Source organism: Gemmatimonadaceae bacterium, assembly GCA_019637355.1.
Lineage (GTDB): Bacteria > Gemmatimonadota > Gemmatimonadetes > Gemmatimonadales > Gemmatimonadaceae > Pseudogemmatithrix.
Map to the genome: position 1 here is coordinate 1,852,127 of JAHBVT010000001.1, position 15,018 is coordinate 1,867,144.

Genomic DNA, 15,018 nt, shown 5'->3' on the forward strand with positions numbered 1-15,018 from the left:
ATGCGTCGCTGGCTCCTCTCCGCCGCCCTGCTGCTCCTCGCCGCTCCCCTGGTGACGCCGGCGCTCGACTCGCAGGGGATGTACTTCGGCCAGAACCAGGTGCAGTACCGCAAGCTGCGCTGGCAGGTGCTGCGCACGGCGCACTTCGACGTGCACTACTACCCGGAGCTCGCCGACGTCGCCGAGTACACGGGCCAGATGGCCGAGCGCTCCTACGAGCGCCTGCGCCGCGTGTTCAACCACCAGTTCCGCGAGCGCAAGCCGATCATCATCTACGGCTCGCGCAACGAGTTCGCGCAGAACAACGTCATCGGCGATCCGGGCGAAGGCACGCTCGGCGTCACCGATGCGCTGCGCCAGCGGAATATGTTCTTCTTCGTCGGCGATATGGGGCAGTCGGAGCACACGCTGACGCACGAGATGGTGCACGTGTTCCAGTTCGACATCTTCGCCCGCGGCCGCGCCGGCTCGGGCCTGCAGGCGCTGGCGCAGGTGCAGCCCCCGCTGTGGTTCATGGAGGGGATGGCCGAGTACCTCACCAACGGCCCCGGCCACAAGGCCACCGCCGCGGTGATGCGCGACGCCGCGCTCAACGGCAACATCCCCAGCGTCGAGCAGATGACGCGGCGGCCGGACCTGTTCTTCCCCTATCGCTTCGGCGAGTCGTTCTGGGAGTACGTGGCCGGCCGCTGGGGCGACGAGATCGTCGGCGAGATTATGAACGCCGCCGTCTCGCTGGGCATCGACCGCGCCTTCCGCCGCTACACCGGCACCGACCTCGAGGACCTCGGCGAGGAGTGGAAGGAAGAGATCCAGCGGAAGTACCTGCCGCAGGTGGCCGAGCTGACGCGCCCGCGGCGCTTCGCCCAGCCGATGCTCAACCAGCGCCGCACCGGCGGCCTCGTGCCGGTGTACGTCGCGCCCTCACTTTCGCCGGACGGCCGGCAGATCGCCTTCATCTCGCTGGGCTCGCTGCTGCGCGCCGAGGTCTTCCTCGACCTTTACATCGCCGACGCCAACACCGGCGAGCGCAAGGCGCGGCTCACCAAGAGCACGCTGAACCCGGAGATGGAGGAGCTGCGCTTCCTCTACTCGCAGGGCGCGTTCTCGCCGGACGGGCGCTACTTCGCGTTCACCGCCCAGCGCAAGGGCAAGGACGTGCTGTACATCCACGACGTGCGGCGCAACCGCACGCACCGGCGCATCGAGGCGGCGTCGCTGGTGGCGATGTTCAGCCCGACCTGGTCGCCGGACGGTCGGCGGCTGGTCTTCAGCGGCCTCGCCAGCGGCACCACCGACCTGTATATGGTCGACGTGGACGGCCGCAACCTGCGCCGGCTGACCGAGGACGTCTACGGCGACCTCCAGCCGCACTGGTCGCCGGACGGGCGCTACATCGCCTTCGCCAGCGAGCGCGGCCCGCAGTCCGACCTCGGCTCGCTGCGCTTCGGCGAATGGCAGATCAACCTGCTGGACCTCGAGAACAACCAGGTGCAGGTGCTGCCGAACCAGGACGGGAAGAACCTCAACCCGCAGTGGTCGCCGGACGGCAAGGCGGTGGCGTTCATCTCGGACCGCACCGGCATCGCGCAGCTGTTCCTGTATGAGATCGAGTCGCAGCAGCACTACCAGCTCACGAACTTCGTCGGCGGCGTCTCGTCGCTGACGGAGCACAGCCCGGCGATCACCTGGGCCCAGCAGGCGGACAAGCTGGCCTTCGTGTACCAGGACAACGGGCAGTTCGCGATCTGGAGCGTGACGGACCCGCGGGCGCTCAAGCGCGACCCCTTCGTGACGGCGACGACAATCATCGCCGCGGACGCCGATTCGGCGACGCGGGCGCGGCAGGCGCAGGCGGTGGCGGTCGCGGCGGCGCAGGCCGAAGCCGACAGCATCGCGGCGCGCGCCGCCCGCTCCACGGCGCCGACGCGCCGGCAGTCGGTGTACCTCAGCGCCGGCGGCTGGCGGCCCGGCAACGCGATGGTCAGCGGCGTCACCGGCGGCGTGTCGATCGCCGCGCTCAACGACTCGGCCGCGCTGGCCCTGCCCGACCCTGAAGGCTTCCGGAAGGCGCGCTACACCAGCAAGCTGAGCCCCGAGTACGTGGCGCGGCCGCAGGTGGGCTACGCGCAGGACAACTTCGGCCGCGGCGTGTTCGGCGGCACCGCCATCGTGCTCGCGGACCTCGTCGGCAACCGACGGCTGATGCTCGCCGGCGGCGTGAACGGCCGCGTGTCCGAGGCGCAGATCTTCGCGATGTACAGCGACTACAGCGCGCGCACGCAGTGGTCGGCCGCCGCGCAGCAGACGCCGTTCTTCTTCCTCACCGGCTTCAACCAGGAGCAGACGCCGGGTGGCGTGGTGCAGGAACAGGTCATCGCGCGCTTCATCGCCCGCTCGGTGATGGCCAACGCCTCGTACCCGCTCAACCGCTTCACGCGCTTCGAGTACGGCGCGCAGTTCAACAACATCGACCGCTCCCTGATGTACGTGCGGTCGTTCTTCGACCCCTTCTCGGGCTTCTCCAGCGGCTTCGTCATCGACCGCATCGAGAACGCGCCGTCGCTCAACTACGTCGCGCCCTACGTGGCCTTCGTCTCCGACAACGCGCTGATGGGTGCCACCGGCGGCATCTACGGCCGGCGCTGGCGCTTCCAGGTGGAACAGACGCAGGGCACGGTGAAGTGGACCACCTACTCGGCCGACTATCGCCGCTACGACGCCCTGCTCTTCAACTACCTCACCTTCGCGACGCGCTTCGCCGCCAACGTGAGCGTGGGCCCGGACGAAGAAGAGTTCCCCAAGTTCATCGGCCGGCCGGACTTCCTGCGCGGCTACGACCGCGAGCAGTTCGCGGGCAACGTCTGCGAGACCTCGGCCTCAGACCCCAGCGAGTGCGGCGCCGTGCAGTTGCTCGGCAGCCGCGTGTTCTACACCAACGCCGAGCTGCGCTTCCCGCTGGTGCGCCAGTTCACGCTCGGGCTGCTGCCGGTGTCCCTGCCGCCGGTGGACGGCTTGTTCTTCTTCGATATGGGCGCCTCCTGGTCGGCCGACCAGCGCCTGCACCCCAGGCGCCCGGACGACTACGACTTCACGCGGCAGCGCTACCCGCTCAAGAGCTACGGCTTCGGCATCCGGCTGAACCTCTTCAACATCGCACTCATCCGCTGGGACTACTCGGTGCCCCTCGACGGCCCCAACCGCGGCAACGGCTACTGGTTCTGGACGCTGGGGCAGTCGTTCTGAGCGCCGCCGCCGACTAGCTTTCGCGTGTGACCACGCGCTCCCGATTCCTGCTGCTCTGCACGGCCGCCGCCACGATCGCCTGTGGTGACGGCCGTGTGTCGTCCGGCGGCTCGTTTTCGTCCACCGGCCTCGACGCCGTGCTGCTCCGCGTCCCCCGCAGCGGCGGCATCGCCCGCGCACATCGCGTCGGCAGCGACAGCGTGCTCTTCTCCGCACGCGACCGCGCGCCGGCGCTCGACGGCATCCTCGACTTCGACGACTTCCTCGGCGTCGTGCTGCTGCGCGACGCCAACAGCCGCATCCTGAACCTCGACCTGCGCCTCGGCACGGTCACGATCCCCGGCGAGGAGCGCCTGCGCGGCACCGTCGTGGCCGAGGGCGCCGCCGCCTACGGACTCGACGCGCAGGGCCGCATCATCCGCGTGACGCCGTCGGTCACCTGGACCTGGCCGGTGCCCGGCGGCGCGACGTCGCTGGTCCCCACGCCCGACGGCTCGCTGATCGTGCTGCGCACCGATGGGGATGGTACCGAGTGGCGCCGCGTCATCCCGCCGGAGACGCGCGTGCTCGACTCCGCCCGCACCGCCCCGGTGCGGCTCGTCGAGCGCACACAGGCCGGCGACCGCGTCTGGGCCGTCACCAACGGCACGCTCATCTCGCTGCGCACCCGCGATCTCGGCCAGGCCTTTGAGATGTCCCTGCGCGACTCGGTCGTGGCACTGGCGCTCACGCCCAGCGGCGACCGCGTGTTCCTCGCTACCGACCAGCGCCGGCTGCGCGTCGTGGACCGCTACGCCGAGTCCGAGCGCAGCGCCATCGACCTGCCCGCACCCGTCAGCGCCCTGCGGATGGATCCCGACGGCCACTACCTGCTCGCCAAGGCGGCGAAGTCGGATTCAGTCTTCGTCATCTCGATCGGTACCTCGCGCGTGGTCAGCACCATCGCCAGCGCCTGGCGCGACGACCTGCCCTTCGTCACGCCCGCCGGCCGCATCCTCGTGGCCCGCGATCGCGACGTGGTGCTGGTGGACGCCGAGTCCTCGCGCGATCGTCAACGCTACGCTGGCGGCGCAGCCGACCAGTGGACGCTGGTGCGCTGGAACGGCTTCCGGCCGCGCGCCGTGGGCCTCGACCGGCCGGTGGAGTTCGAGGAGTACGCGCAGGACTCCGCCCGCGCCGACAGCGCCTTGGCGGCGATGATCCGCGGGCGCTACGGCGACATCACCGACATCGCGCGCGCGGCACCGCTGCCCGCGCAGTCGGCACCGACGCCAGCACAGCCCCAGCGCCCCGCTGCGGCGGGCGCCACCGGCCGCGGCACCTGGAACGTGTCCTTCGCCACGCTGCTCACCGCCGAGCGCGCCCAGGCCCTCGCCGACAGCATCATCGTGGACGGCCGCCGCGCCCGCGTGGTGCCCGGCCAGCGCGACGGCGTGCCCGTCTGGCGCGTGCTCCTCGGCCCCTTCGACACACGCCAGGCCGCCGAGCGCGCGGGGATGGCCTCGCGCCTCTCGTACTGGGTCTTCGAGGGCGCGCCGTGACGCCAAGCCCCGTTCCGTCCGCGGTCTGGACGGAGGAGGGGCGGCGCACGGCTCCCGCACTGGCCGACATCGCCGCAGCGCTGGTCATCGGCAGGGACCCCGAGGCGGCAGCCGCCGTCGCGCTGGGCATTGCCGCTGGCTGCGCCCACGAACGCCGTGTGGCCGTCGCCGACCTCGTGGGTGGCCTCCCCGCCCTGACGCCACTCGACGACCAGCCCGGCCTCCTCGAGTGCCTCCGCGACGGTGAACCCGTCTCGGGCATCGGGCAGCCCTGGGGCGAGGTGGAGGGCGTGTACCTGCTCCCTTCCGGCCGCGGCCCCATCGCCGAGCGCTGGGTGTTCGAGAGCGCCCGCTGGGAGCGACTCGTGGCCGGCTTCCGCGAGGTGGACGCGCTGCTCCTGCTCGTGGCGCCCGCGGCCGCGCCGGGGCTCTCCGAGCTGGTGGAGCGGGTGGACGGCGTCATCGCCGTGGACCTGCCGCCAGCCGAGGTCCGGGCCTGGCCGATTATTGCGACGGTGGACCACCCCGAGCCGGAGCTGCCGCCGATCGCGGTGACGCCGCGGCCCGGTGCGCAGGCGGCCGTGCCGGGCGCGCGGAACGGCGGACGCCGAGGCGGACGCCGCATTGGGCGCTGGGTCGTGGGTGGGCTGGCCCTCGTGATCGCGGCGACTGTCGCGTGGATGCGGGGGCCGGGCGCGTCTGGCACCGCCGGCGACGCGTCCGGCGACGCGGCGGTGGCCGAAGACTCGCTCGCGGGAGCCGCCGCCCCCGCAACCCCGCCCTCCGCCCCCGCCGCCCGCGAAGTGCGCCTCGGCCCGCCCGTCAACCCCGGCGACTCAGTTTCCGCTCGAAGATGGAGCGTCGAACTCGTAGCGGCGAATACCCCTGAGGGTGCAAATTCCCGACTGGTCTGGGAGGGCGATCCGCTGCCCGTGCCGACCATCGCGCCGGTGGTCCTGCGCGCGGGGTCGGCACCGTGGTACCGGGTGGTGGTGGGAGCGTGGGAATCCCGCGCCGACGCCGAGCGCTGGCTGCAGACGCAGCGCGCGCTCGGACTGATTCGCCCCGCGATGGGCCGCGTGCTGGAGACGCCGTTCGCGTTGCAGCTGGCAGCAGGGCCGCTGGACGAGGTCGAGACACGCAGGGCCGAATGGACAGGTGGGGAGGTACAGCCGTACCTCCTCCGGCAGGACGACGGACACGCCCGCGTGTTGGTGGGCGCCTTTGAGACGGCGAGCCAGGCGCTCTGGTTTGCCGCGACGTTGCGGGAACGCGGCCTCGAGCCGCAGCTCGCGTATCGAACCGGGAGAACGTTCTAAGTGCGGTTGACCAAGCTCGAGTTGCACGGCTTCAAGTCGTTTGCGGATCCGGTGTACCTGACCTTCGAGGCAGGTGCCACGGCCATCGTCGGCCCCAATGGCTGCGGCAAGTCCAACGTGTCCGATGCCGTGCGCTGGGTGCTCGGCGAGCAGCGCGCCCGCCTGCTCCGCGGCGGCAAGATGGAAGACGTGATCTTCCAGGGCTCCTCCGCCCGCCGCGCCACCAACGTCGCCGAGGTCTCGTTGCACTTCGAGAACTCCGACGGGATGCTGCCGGTGCCGTTCCAGGAAGTCGTCATCACGCGGCGCCTCTCGCGCAGCGGCGAGAGCGAGTACTTCTTGAACCGCGCGCCCTGCCGCCTGCGCGACATCCACGACCTCGTGCGCGGCACCGGACTCGGCGCCGATTCCGGCGTGGTGATCGAGAGCAAGATGATCGACGCCCTGCTCTCCGACCGCCCCGACGACCGTCGCGAGCTCTTCGAGGAAGCCGCCGGCGTCGGCCTGTACCGCGACCGCCGCCGCACCACCGAACGCCAGCTCGAGGCCACCAGCGCCGACCTCATCCGCATCGACGACCTCACGTCCGAGGTGCAGACGCAGGTGCGCTCGCTGCTGCGCCAGCGCAACAAGGCGGAGAAGCACGCCGGCATCAGCACGCGCCGCTTTGCGGTGGAGCTCACGCTGGCCTCGCGCGAGATGGCCTCGTGGCAGCAGGAACTCACCGACCTCGACGCCCGCCTCGGCGGTCTGCGCGAGGCCCTGCCTGCACGCCAGCAGGCCGTGCGCGACGCCGAAGTCGCCCGCGACCTCGCCCAGGCGGCCCGCGCCGCCGCCGAGACCGCGCGCCACGAGCGCGCCGCCGTCGCCGCGCAGGCGCGGCAGTCGGTGCTCGAGCTGCAGCAGGAACTCGCCGTCGCCGAAGAACGCCACCGCAACGCGCTCACGCGCCGCGAACGCGCGTTGCAGGAACGCTCCGAGGGCGCAGCCTTCGGCGATCGCCTGCAGGCCGAGTCCGAGGCCGCGCAGGCCGAGGAAGCGCAGTGCGCGCAGTCGCTGCACGATGCGCTCGAACTGCTCCGCACCAAGGTCACCGCCGAAGAAGAAGCCCGCGGTGCCGTCGCCACCGCGCGGCAGCACACCGACGCGGCCGACAAGGTCACGCGCGAGCTGCGCGATGCCGCCCGCCGCCTGGAACTCGAACGCGAGAACGCCGAGCGCGAACTTGCCGACGTGGCCCAGCGCTCCGCCGCGCTGGTGGCCGAGCACGAGGCGCTGTCGTCGCGGTTGAGCTTGGCCGAACGCGAACTCGCCGGCGCCGACGAACAACTGACGATGGCCCGCGAGGCCGCCGCGCAGGCCGAGGCCGCGCTGGAGCAGTCGCGCGCCGCCGCCCGTGAGGCCCGCGACCGCGAAGCCGCCGCCCGCGCCGACGTGCGTCGCGTCGAAGAAGAACACACCGCCCTGCAGGGCCGCCTCGCCGCGCTCGAAGGCCTCGAGCGCGAGCGCGTGGGCCTCGCACCGGCCGCCGCCAAGCTGCTGCGCGAGCGCGAGCGCTTCGGCAACGATGCCGTGCTCGGTCCGCTCTCGGACTTCATCGGCGCCGATGCGGCCGTGGCCGCGCAGATCGAGCGCTATCTGGGCCCCACCGTACACGCCGTCGTCGTGCGCGACCGCGCGGCCGCCGACGCCGTGCGCGCCTGGCACGCCGAGCAGAACCCCGGCGCGCTGCTGCTCCTGCCGCTCGACGCCCTGCAGTCCGGCGGCGAGGGCAGCGACCCCAGCGAACTCGCCGCGCGCGTGCGCGCCGAAGGCGCCGGTGGCAACTGGGTGCGCGCCCTGCTCGGCAAGGTGCGCGCCACCGCCGACGGCAATGGCTTCATTGACTCGCGTGGCGCCGTCTGGCTGCCCGCGCGAGACGCCGGCAGCGCCGGGCCGCTCACGCGCCGCGCCGAACTCGAAGAACTCCGTGCCTCCCTGGCCACGGTGGACGCCCGCCGCGCCGAGGTGCAGCAGCGCGCACAGGCCGTGCACGACGACGTGGTCCAGGCCGAAGCCGCCGCCGCGCACGCCGCCGATGCCGCAGCCGCCGCGCAGCAGTCGCTGGCGCAGGCCTCACAGCTGCGCTCCGAGCGCGACCGCGTGCGTGAGCGCGCCGCCCGCGAACTCGCCGATGCCGTCGCGCTGCAGGAGCGCCTCGCCGGCCGCCACACCGAACTCGGCGACCGCGTCAACGCGTCGTTGGCCAGCCAGGACGAGATCGTCCAGAAGCTCGTGGACGCCGACGAGGCCGCTAGCTCAGCTCGTGGCCTGCTCGGCACCGCCGAGCGTGCGCAGGACGAAGCCCGCGAAGCCCGCGCCGCGCAGCAGGTGGCGCACGCGCAGGCCGAGGCGCGCCGTCAGGTGGCCACCGAACGCCGCGAGCGCCTTGAGCGCGAGCGTGCCGCCGCGGCTGACCGCCTCGTGGCGCTGGAGCGTGAGATGCAGGCGCTGGCCGAGCAGGACGGGCAGCTCGAGCAGCAGATGGGCGTGTGGCAGCAGGAGCTCGAGGCGCGTCGTGCGTCGCAGGTGGAGGCCGACCAGGCCCTCGCCGGCGCCGAGCAGGCCGTGCGCGAGACGGAATCGGAGTTGCAGGCCGCCGTCGCCGCGCTCGACGCCGCGCGCGTGGACGCCGCCGGCGCCAACGACACGCTGCACGCCGCCGAGCTGCGCCACACCGAGCTCGCCGGCAAGCGCACCGCCATCCGCGAGCGCCTCGAAGCCGAGTGGCGTCGCCCGCTCGACGAGCTCTTCGCCACCTACGAGCCCGTCGAAGCCGACGACGACGCCCTGCGCATCGAGGCCGAGGACCTGCGCAAGCAGCTCGAGACCCTCGGCCCGGTGAACCCGCTGGCTATCGAGGAGCACGAGGAGGAGACCAAGCGCCTCGAGTTCCTCACCACGCAGCGCGCCGACCTCGTGGAGGCCCAGCAGAAGCTGACGCAGGCGATCAAGGAGATCGACGTCACGGCGCGGGACTTGTTCCTCGCGACCTTCGCGCAGGTGCGGGCGCACTTCCGCGAAATCTTTATGACGCTCTTCGGCGGCGGCGAGTGCGACCTGCGCTTGGAAGATCCGGAGCGGCCGCTGGACTGCGACATCGAGATCCACGCCAGCCCGCGCGGCAAGCGCACCCAGCGCATCCACCTGCTCTCGAGCGGGGAACGCGCGTTGGTGGCGCTGTCTTTGTTGTTCGGCATCTTCCTGACGAAGCCCAGCCCCTTCTGCTTGCTGGACGAAGTGGACGCGCCGCTGGACGACCAGAACATCGGGCGCTTCGTGCGGATGCTGAACGAGTTCAAGAAGAAGACGCAGTTCATCGTGATCACGCACAATCCGCGCACGACGACCGAGGCGGCCGATGCCGTCTACGGCGTGACGATGCAGGAGCCCGGTGTGTCGTCGCTGGTCTCCGTGCGGATGCGCGGCGGGCCGGCGGTGGACGCGACCGAGGCGGAACCGGCGGGCGCCGCGAGCCCCGCGTAAAGGAAACGAGCAGATGCTGGTGGTGATGAAGCAGGGCGCGACGCCCGAACAGATCGAGGCGGTGTGCCAGTGGATCCGCGAGCGCGGCTACACGCCGCAGCCGATGCCGGGCGCCCAGCGCACCGCCGTCGGCCTCGTGGGCAACGACGGACGCGTGGACGGTTCGCCGCTGGAGGACTTCCCCGGCGTCGCCGAGATCATCTACGTCTCCAATCCGTACAAGCAGGTCTCGCGCGAGTGGAAGGCCGAGACGACGATCGTCGAGATCGCGCCGGGCGTGCGCTTCGGCGCCAACGAGGTGCCGATTATCGCCGGGCCCTGCTCGGTGGAGAACGAGCAGCAGATCCTCACCGCCGCTCGGCAGGTGAAGGCCGCCGGTGCCGTGGCCCTGCGCGGCGGCGCCTTCAAGCCGCGTTCGTCGCCGTACTCCTTCCAGGGACTCGGCCTCGAGGGCCTCAAGCTGCTCGCCAAGGCCAAGCAGGAGACCGGCCTGCCCATCGTGACCGAAGCGATGGACGAAGAAGGCGCCGAGCTGGTCGCCGAGTACGCCGATATGATCCAGATCGGCGCGCGCAATATGCAGAACTACTCCCTGCTCAAGGTCGCCGGCAAGCTCAAGAAGCCCGTGCTGCTCAAGCGCGGGATGGCGGCGACGATCCAGGACCTGCTGCTCAGCGCCGAGTACCTGTTGGCTGAGGGCAACACGAATGTGGTGCTCTGCGAGCGCGGGTTGCGTTCGTTCGATACGACATCGCGCAACCTGTTCGACCTCACGGCGATTCCGGTCGTGCAGCAGCTCTCGCACCTGCCGATCGTCGCGGATCCGTCGCACGGTACCGGACGGCGAGATAAGGTCCTCGCGATGTCGCGCGCCGCGGTGGCCGCTGGCGCCGACGGTATCCTGATCGAAGTGCATCCGCAGCCCGAGAAGGCGATGAGCGACGGGGCGCAGTCGCAGACGCCGGAGCAATTCGGGGAGACTGTGGGGCAGCTCAGGCGCGTGGCGGAGGCGGTGGGGCGGAGGATAGCCGGGTAACGGCTTTCACCACAGAGAGCACAGAGGGCACAGAGAACAACCACTGCAAGTACTTGGGGGTCCGCACCGAACTATCGGTGCGGACCCCCAAAAAGCAGTTGCAGTTCTCTGTGTCCTCTGTGTCCTCTGTGGTGAACCGCAGTTCGGCTTACGCGCGCACAAAATTGATGGACTCGGCCCACCCCAAGCCGTAAATTACGGGATGACCGAGCGTAAGGACATTTGGGTGAAGGTGTTCAAGCTCGGCGACCCCGAGGCGGATATGCCGCCGCGTGGCCGCAATCACGACGAGCGCCTGCGGATGGTCCGCGAGCTCAGCGCGATGGGCTACCGCTGCGAGCTGAGCCCCGACTTTCGCGATATCGTCGCCGCGTTCCTGGACGAGGACGTGCAGTTCTTGCTCGTCGGCGCGCACGCACTCGCCATTCACGGCGTGCCGCGCGCCACCGGGGACCTCGACCTCTTCGTGGCGCGCACCGACGAGAACGCCACACGCGTCTGGCGTGCACTCGTCAAGTTCGGCGCACCGCTGGAGGCGCTCAAGATCGAGCGGGGTGACCTGCTCAAGTCGCACGCCGTGTTCCAGATCGGCCAGCCACCAAACCGCATTGATGTGATGACCGGCATCAGCGGCGTGGAGTTCGACGAAGCCTGGGCGCAGCGCGTCGTCGGCAACTTCGAAGGCCGCGAAGTCGGCTTCCTCTCCCGCGAGCACCTCATCAAGAACAAGTCGTCCACCGGACGGAACAAGGACCGCGGCGATCTGGATATGCTCGGCCCGCCGCTCGAAGACTGAGCGACGCCGCCGCGGCTCGCGCTACTCCGTCGCGAACACGTCCATCGGCGCGCGCGACTTCCTGAGCAGCTCCGCCGCCCGCACGACGACTGCGTCCTCACGCACCTGCCGCCGCTGTGCGTAGGGCACGCCCCAGCCCTGGCGCGCGATCTCGTTCCCGAAGTTGCGGTTCACGAAGGCCGTCGCGCCCTCGAAGGCGCCGGCGCTGACGCGCAGGCCCATCGCCCGTGCCCGCGCGAGCACCCGGGCGCGCCACTCCGGGCGCACCGTGAACGTCGAGTCGCGCACCAGGCCCGCCTGCACCAGCGCCCGCGCCTCCATCGTCAGCGCCTCGCGCCAGCGCGGCACGTCGGCCCCGAGCTCGGCCAGCAGGCGGCGCTCGCCCAGGTCCGGCAGGCTGTCGCCGGCGATGATGTCCGGCACGATGCCACCGCCGCCGTACACCCTCCGCCCCGAGGCCGTGCGGAACACCGGGCGCGCCGTGTCCGCGTCGGCCAGGCGCACTTCGTCCTCAGGCGCCATCTCCAGGTTGCGGCCCAGCGGCGTGAACCAGCGCGACTGCGTCAGCGAGATCGCCGCGCCGTTGCTCAGCTCGTACACCGCCTGCGCGCTGCCCTTGCCGTAGGTCACGCGGCCGAGGAGGACGGCGCGGTCGTGGTCCTGCAGCGCACCAGCGACGATCTCCGCCGCGCTGGCCGTGAAGCCATTCACCAGCACCGCGATCGGCATCCCCGCCCAGCGCTCGGCGGTCGAGTCCACATACACACGGTTGGCGTCGGCGATGCGGCCGCGCGTGGTCACGATCTGCCGGCCCGGCGGCAGGAAGAGATCCGCCACGCCGATGCCCTGCTCCAGCAGCCCGCCCGGGTTGCCGCGCATATCGATCACCAGCGAGCGCGCGCCCGCGGCACGCAGCGAATCCACCGTCGAGATCAGCTCCGCCTCGGTGGAGTCGCTGAAGGTCGTCACCGCCACGTAGCCCACGCCGCCGTCGAGCAGCACCGAGCGCGTGACCGCACGCACACGGATGTCCGCGCGCTCCAGCGTCACCGGGATGCGCGTGCCCTGCCCGCGCTCCACCACCAGCGCCACCGTGCTGCCCAGCGGACCGCGCAGCGCGTTGCGCGCTTCCGTCACCGTCCAGCCGCGCATCGACTTGCCATCCAGCTCTACGAGCCGGTCGCCCGTCTGCAGGCCGGCGCGTTCGCCCGGCGAGCCCGGCCGCGGCTGCGCCACCGTGATCCAGCCATCGAGCACGTCCACCTGCAGGCCCACGCCGCGGTAGGCATTCGACGCCGAGAGGCGCAGGCGCTCGTAGCGTTCCGGCGTGAGGTAGGCCGAGTTCGGGTCGCCCAGTTGGTCCAGCATCCCGGCGATCGCGCCCTGCCAGAGCTTCTCGTCGTCCACCGGCTCCACGTACGAGTCGCGCACCCGCTGCATCACGACGTCCAGCAGCGCCGCGCCTTCCTGCGAGCGGCGGGCCTCGCGGTCCAATGCGCGGCCGAGCAGCCAGGCGCCCGCCACCAGTGCGGCGGCGATGAGGGCCATCGGCGGGAGGACGCGGAAGCGGTTCACGAGCGGCCCCTACGGCGGCTGGTGCGGACTGGCTTCACATGCGCGATTCCGCCGGAGCGGTTGTTGACTGGCTTCACGCGCGCGCCCCCGCGCGTTGCAGCACTGCCGGGCAGTGCTCGGCGATTGCATCGCGCACCCGTTGCTCCACGATTTCTGGCGTGCCGGCTGCGTCTACCGCGACAATCTTGCCGCACTCCGGATGCGCCCGCTGCCACGTCGGCTCGGCGAACTGGTCGAAGGCCGCCGCGACGCGGTCGTGGAATCCCCGCTCCGCGCGTTCGAAGCGGTCCGCCTCGCCCCGCTTGTCCGCGCGGGCGAGGCCTTCCGAGACTGGCAGCCGCAGCAGCACCGTGAGGTCCGGCACCAGGCCCTGCGTGGCCAGCTCGTTCGCCGCGCGCAGCTCCCGCGAGGGCAGGCCGCGGCCGTGGATCTGGTAGGCGTAGGTCGAGAGCAGGAAGCGGTCCAGCAGGATGTGCTGTCCGGCGTCCAGGGCCGGCTTCACCACCGTGTGCACCAGTTGGGCGCGCGAGGCCACGAACAGCGTCGCCTCCGCGGCCGGTGCCAGCGGCAGGTCCGAGTGCAGCAGGATGTCGCGGATGCGGTCGCCCACCGGCGTGCCGCCCGGCTCGCGGTGGACCGCGTGGTTCACGCCGTCCGCCGTGAGGCGCGCCGAGAGACGCTGGAGCTGGGTCGACTTCCCCGCCCCCTCGCCGCCTTCGAAGACGACCAGCCGGCCGCGCACGTGTGTGGAGCTCAGCCCAGCGTGATGATCGGACTCGCGGCGCCCTTCTTGATGCCCTCGAGCATCCACTGGTTCACTTGCTGCATCACTTTGTCGAAGTTCTCGTTGGCCGCGATGAAGCGCTGGTAGAGCATATTCGACTGGACCGTGGAGAGCAGCTGGTCCAGCTCCTGCTCCATCGCCGGCGTCGGGGAGGAGCCCGCCTGGATCAGCGCTTCCGCGTCGCGGCGCAGCGTCTCCATCCGTTGGAGGGCCGCGACCACGTCTTTGTCCTCATTGAGGGCTTCGTTGGCGCGCTTGACCGCCTGGTACTCATTGCTCTGGCCGATCAGCCGGCCCAGTTCTACGGCTTTGTCGCTCAGCATCAGGTCTATCGCTCCTTGCGCCGGGCCAGCACGAAGCGCGGGCGTCCGGTCAGGTCGAGTCTGTGTTCGACGTCCGTGAATCGGGCGTCCGCTCGGACCGCCTCCACTGCCAGGTCGCAGCGTCGGCTGTCCACTTCCATTGCGAGCAATCCGCCCGGGAGCAGGATGTCTCCCGCCTGGCGGATGAGCTCGTTGATGACCGCCATCCCGTCGTCGTCGGCGAAGAGGGCCAGGTGCGGCTCCCAGTCGCGGACGTTGGCGGGCAGGTCGGCCGCTTCAGCCCGTGAAATATAGGGGGGGTTGGAGACCACGGCTTCAACCGTTTGACCCTGGACTGGGTCCAGCAGGTTGCCGAGTCGGAAGTCCAGTTTGGGGCGGTGGTCCTCGGGGATGGCGCTGAGGTTCTCTTGGGCTATTGCCAGGGCCTTTTCTGAGATGTCGGTGGCTAATACCCGCTCGAAGGTGGACTCGGCGGCGAGGGCCAGGGCGATGGCGCCTGATCCCGTTCCGACGTCGACGACGGTGCCCTTGCCGCCTCGCTGGGCGGCGATGACCAGATCGACGAGGAGCTCGGTTTCTGGGCGCGGGATGAGGGTGTCTTGGGTGACCCTCAGGGTCAGTTGGCGAAAGGGGGCTTTGCCGACGGCGTATTGGAGGGGCATCCCCTGTTTCAGCTTCGCTGCCGCCTGTTGGATGGCTTCGACTTGGGACTCGGAGAGCTCGAAGTCGGGGTTGGCGGAGGGCCAGAATTTCGGCTTGTCGAGGACCCAGGCGATGAGGTCGCGGGCGGTGGCCCGGGCGGGGGGGATGCCGGGGGGGACTAGGGCGGTGGCGAGGGAGGTGAGGAGGGGGGCTAAGGTGGGCATTGGGGGG

The 15,018-nt window shown here is 71.0% G+C and carries 10 protein-coding genes; 6 read left to right on the forward strand and 4 right to left on the reverse strand.

Annotated elements, in window-relative coordinates; translation table 11 throughout:
* The 6 genes from KF689_08545 to KF689_08570 all read left to right on the forward strand — a co-directional run bounded on the left by KF689_08545 (position 1) and on the right by KF689_08570 (position 11,463).
* A complete protein-coding gene (locus tag KF689_08545) occupies positions 1 to 3,246 on the forward strand; it encodes a PD40 domain-containing protein (GenBank protein MBX3133414.1) in 3,246 nt (1,081 codons plus the stop codon).
* 26 nt (positions 3,247 to 3,272) lie between these two features.
* On the forward strand, positions 3,273 to 4,787 hold the full coding sequence (locus KF689_08550) for an SPOR domain-containing protein (GenBank protein MBX3133415.1): 1,515 nt from the start codon (positions 3,273 to 3,275) through the stop codon (positions 4,785 to 4,787).
* Complete coding sequence (locus KF689_08555) at positions 4,784 to 6,106, forward strand: SPOR domain-containing protein (protein ID MBX3133416.1); 1,323 nt, start codon at positions 4,784 to 4,786, stop codon at positions 6,104 to 6,106. Before KF689_08550 ends, KF689_08555 begins: the two co-directional genes overlap by 4 nt.
* Positions 6,107 to 9,631, forward strand: coding sequence for an AAA family ATPase (locus KF689_08560; protein ID MBX3133417.1), 3,525 nt, complete (start codon positions 6,107 to 6,109; stop codon positions 9,629 to 9,631).
* A 13-nt stretch (positions 9,632 to 9,644) separates the two neighbouring features.
* A complete protein-coding gene (gene aroF, locus KF689_08565) occupies positions 9,645 to 10,667 on the forward strand; it encodes a 3-deoxy-7-phosphoheptulonate synthase (protein ID MBX3133418.1) in 1,023 nt (340 codons plus the stop codon).
* A 202-nt stretch (positions 10,668 to 10,869) separates the two neighbouring features.
* The gene (locus tag KF689_08570; GenBank protein MBX3133419.1) at positions 10,870 to 11,463 is read left to right on the forward strand and encodes a hypothetical protein; all 594 of its coding nucleotides are present in this window, start codon (positions 10,870 to 10,872) and stop codon (positions 11,461 to 11,463) included.
* A 21-nt stretch (positions 11,464 to 11,484) separates the two neighbouring features.
* Here the strand turns inward: KF689_08570 and KF689_08575 are convergent, their stop codons facing one another.
* The 4 genes from KF689_08575 to prmC all read right to left on the reverse strand — a co-directional run bounded on the left by KF689_08575 (position 11,485) and on the right by prmC (position 15,011).
* Positions 11,485 to 13,038 carry a S41 family peptidase gene (locus KF689_08575; GenBank protein ID MBX3133420.1) on the reverse strand — a complete coding sequence of 518 codons (1,554 nt, stop codon included), beginning with the start codon at positions 13,036 to 13,038 and terminating at the stop codon, positions 11,485 to 11,487.
* Between the two features lie 73 nt (positions 13,039 to 13,111).
* Positions 13,112 to 13,780 carry a dTMP kinase gene (gene tmk / locus KF689_08580; GenBank protein MBX3133421.1) on the reverse strand — a complete coding sequence of 223 codons (669 nt, stop codon included), beginning with the start codon at positions 13,778 to 13,780 and terminating at the stop codon, positions 13,112 to 13,114.
* 11 nt (positions 13,781 to 13,791) lie between these two features.
* Positions 13,792 to 14,145: a YlbF family regulator gene (locus KF689_08585; GenBank protein ID MBX3133422.1), complete on the reverse strand. Its 354-nt coding sequence runs from the start codon at positions 14,143 to 14,145 to the stop codon at positions 13,792 to 13,794.
* A gap of 5 nt (positions 14,146 to 14,150) precedes the next feature.
* Complete coding sequence (prmC, locus tag KF689_08590) at positions 14,151 to 15,011, reverse strand: peptide chain release factor N(5)-glutamine methyltransferase (GenBank protein ID MBX3133423.1); 861 nt, start codon at positions 15,009 to 15,011, stop codon at positions 14,151 to 14,153.
* Positions 15,012 to 15,018 lie beyond the last annotated feature (7 nt).

Bases quoted from the DNA above. Each gene is read 5' to 3' on its own strand.
- aroF (MBX3133418.1), top strand. From the start codon at position 9,645: ATGCTGGTGGTGATGAAGCAGGGCGCGACGCCCGAACAGATCGAGGCG.
- KF689_08545 (MBX3133414.1), top strand. From the start codon at position 1: ATGCGTCGCTGGCTCCTCTCCGCCGCCCTGCTGCTCCTCGCCGCTCCC.
- KF689_08570 (MBX3133419.1), top strand. From the start codon at position 10,870: ATGACCGAGCGTAAGGACATTTGGGTGAAGGTGTTCAAGCTCGGCGAC.
- prmC (MBX3133423.1), bottom strand. From the start codon at position 15,011: ATGCCCACCTTAGCCCCCCTCCTCACCTCCCTCGCCACCGCCCTAGTC.
- KF689_08585 (MBX3133422.1), bottom strand. From the start codon at position 14,145: ATGCTGAGCGACAAAGCCGTAGAACTGGGCCGGCTGATCGGCCAGAGC.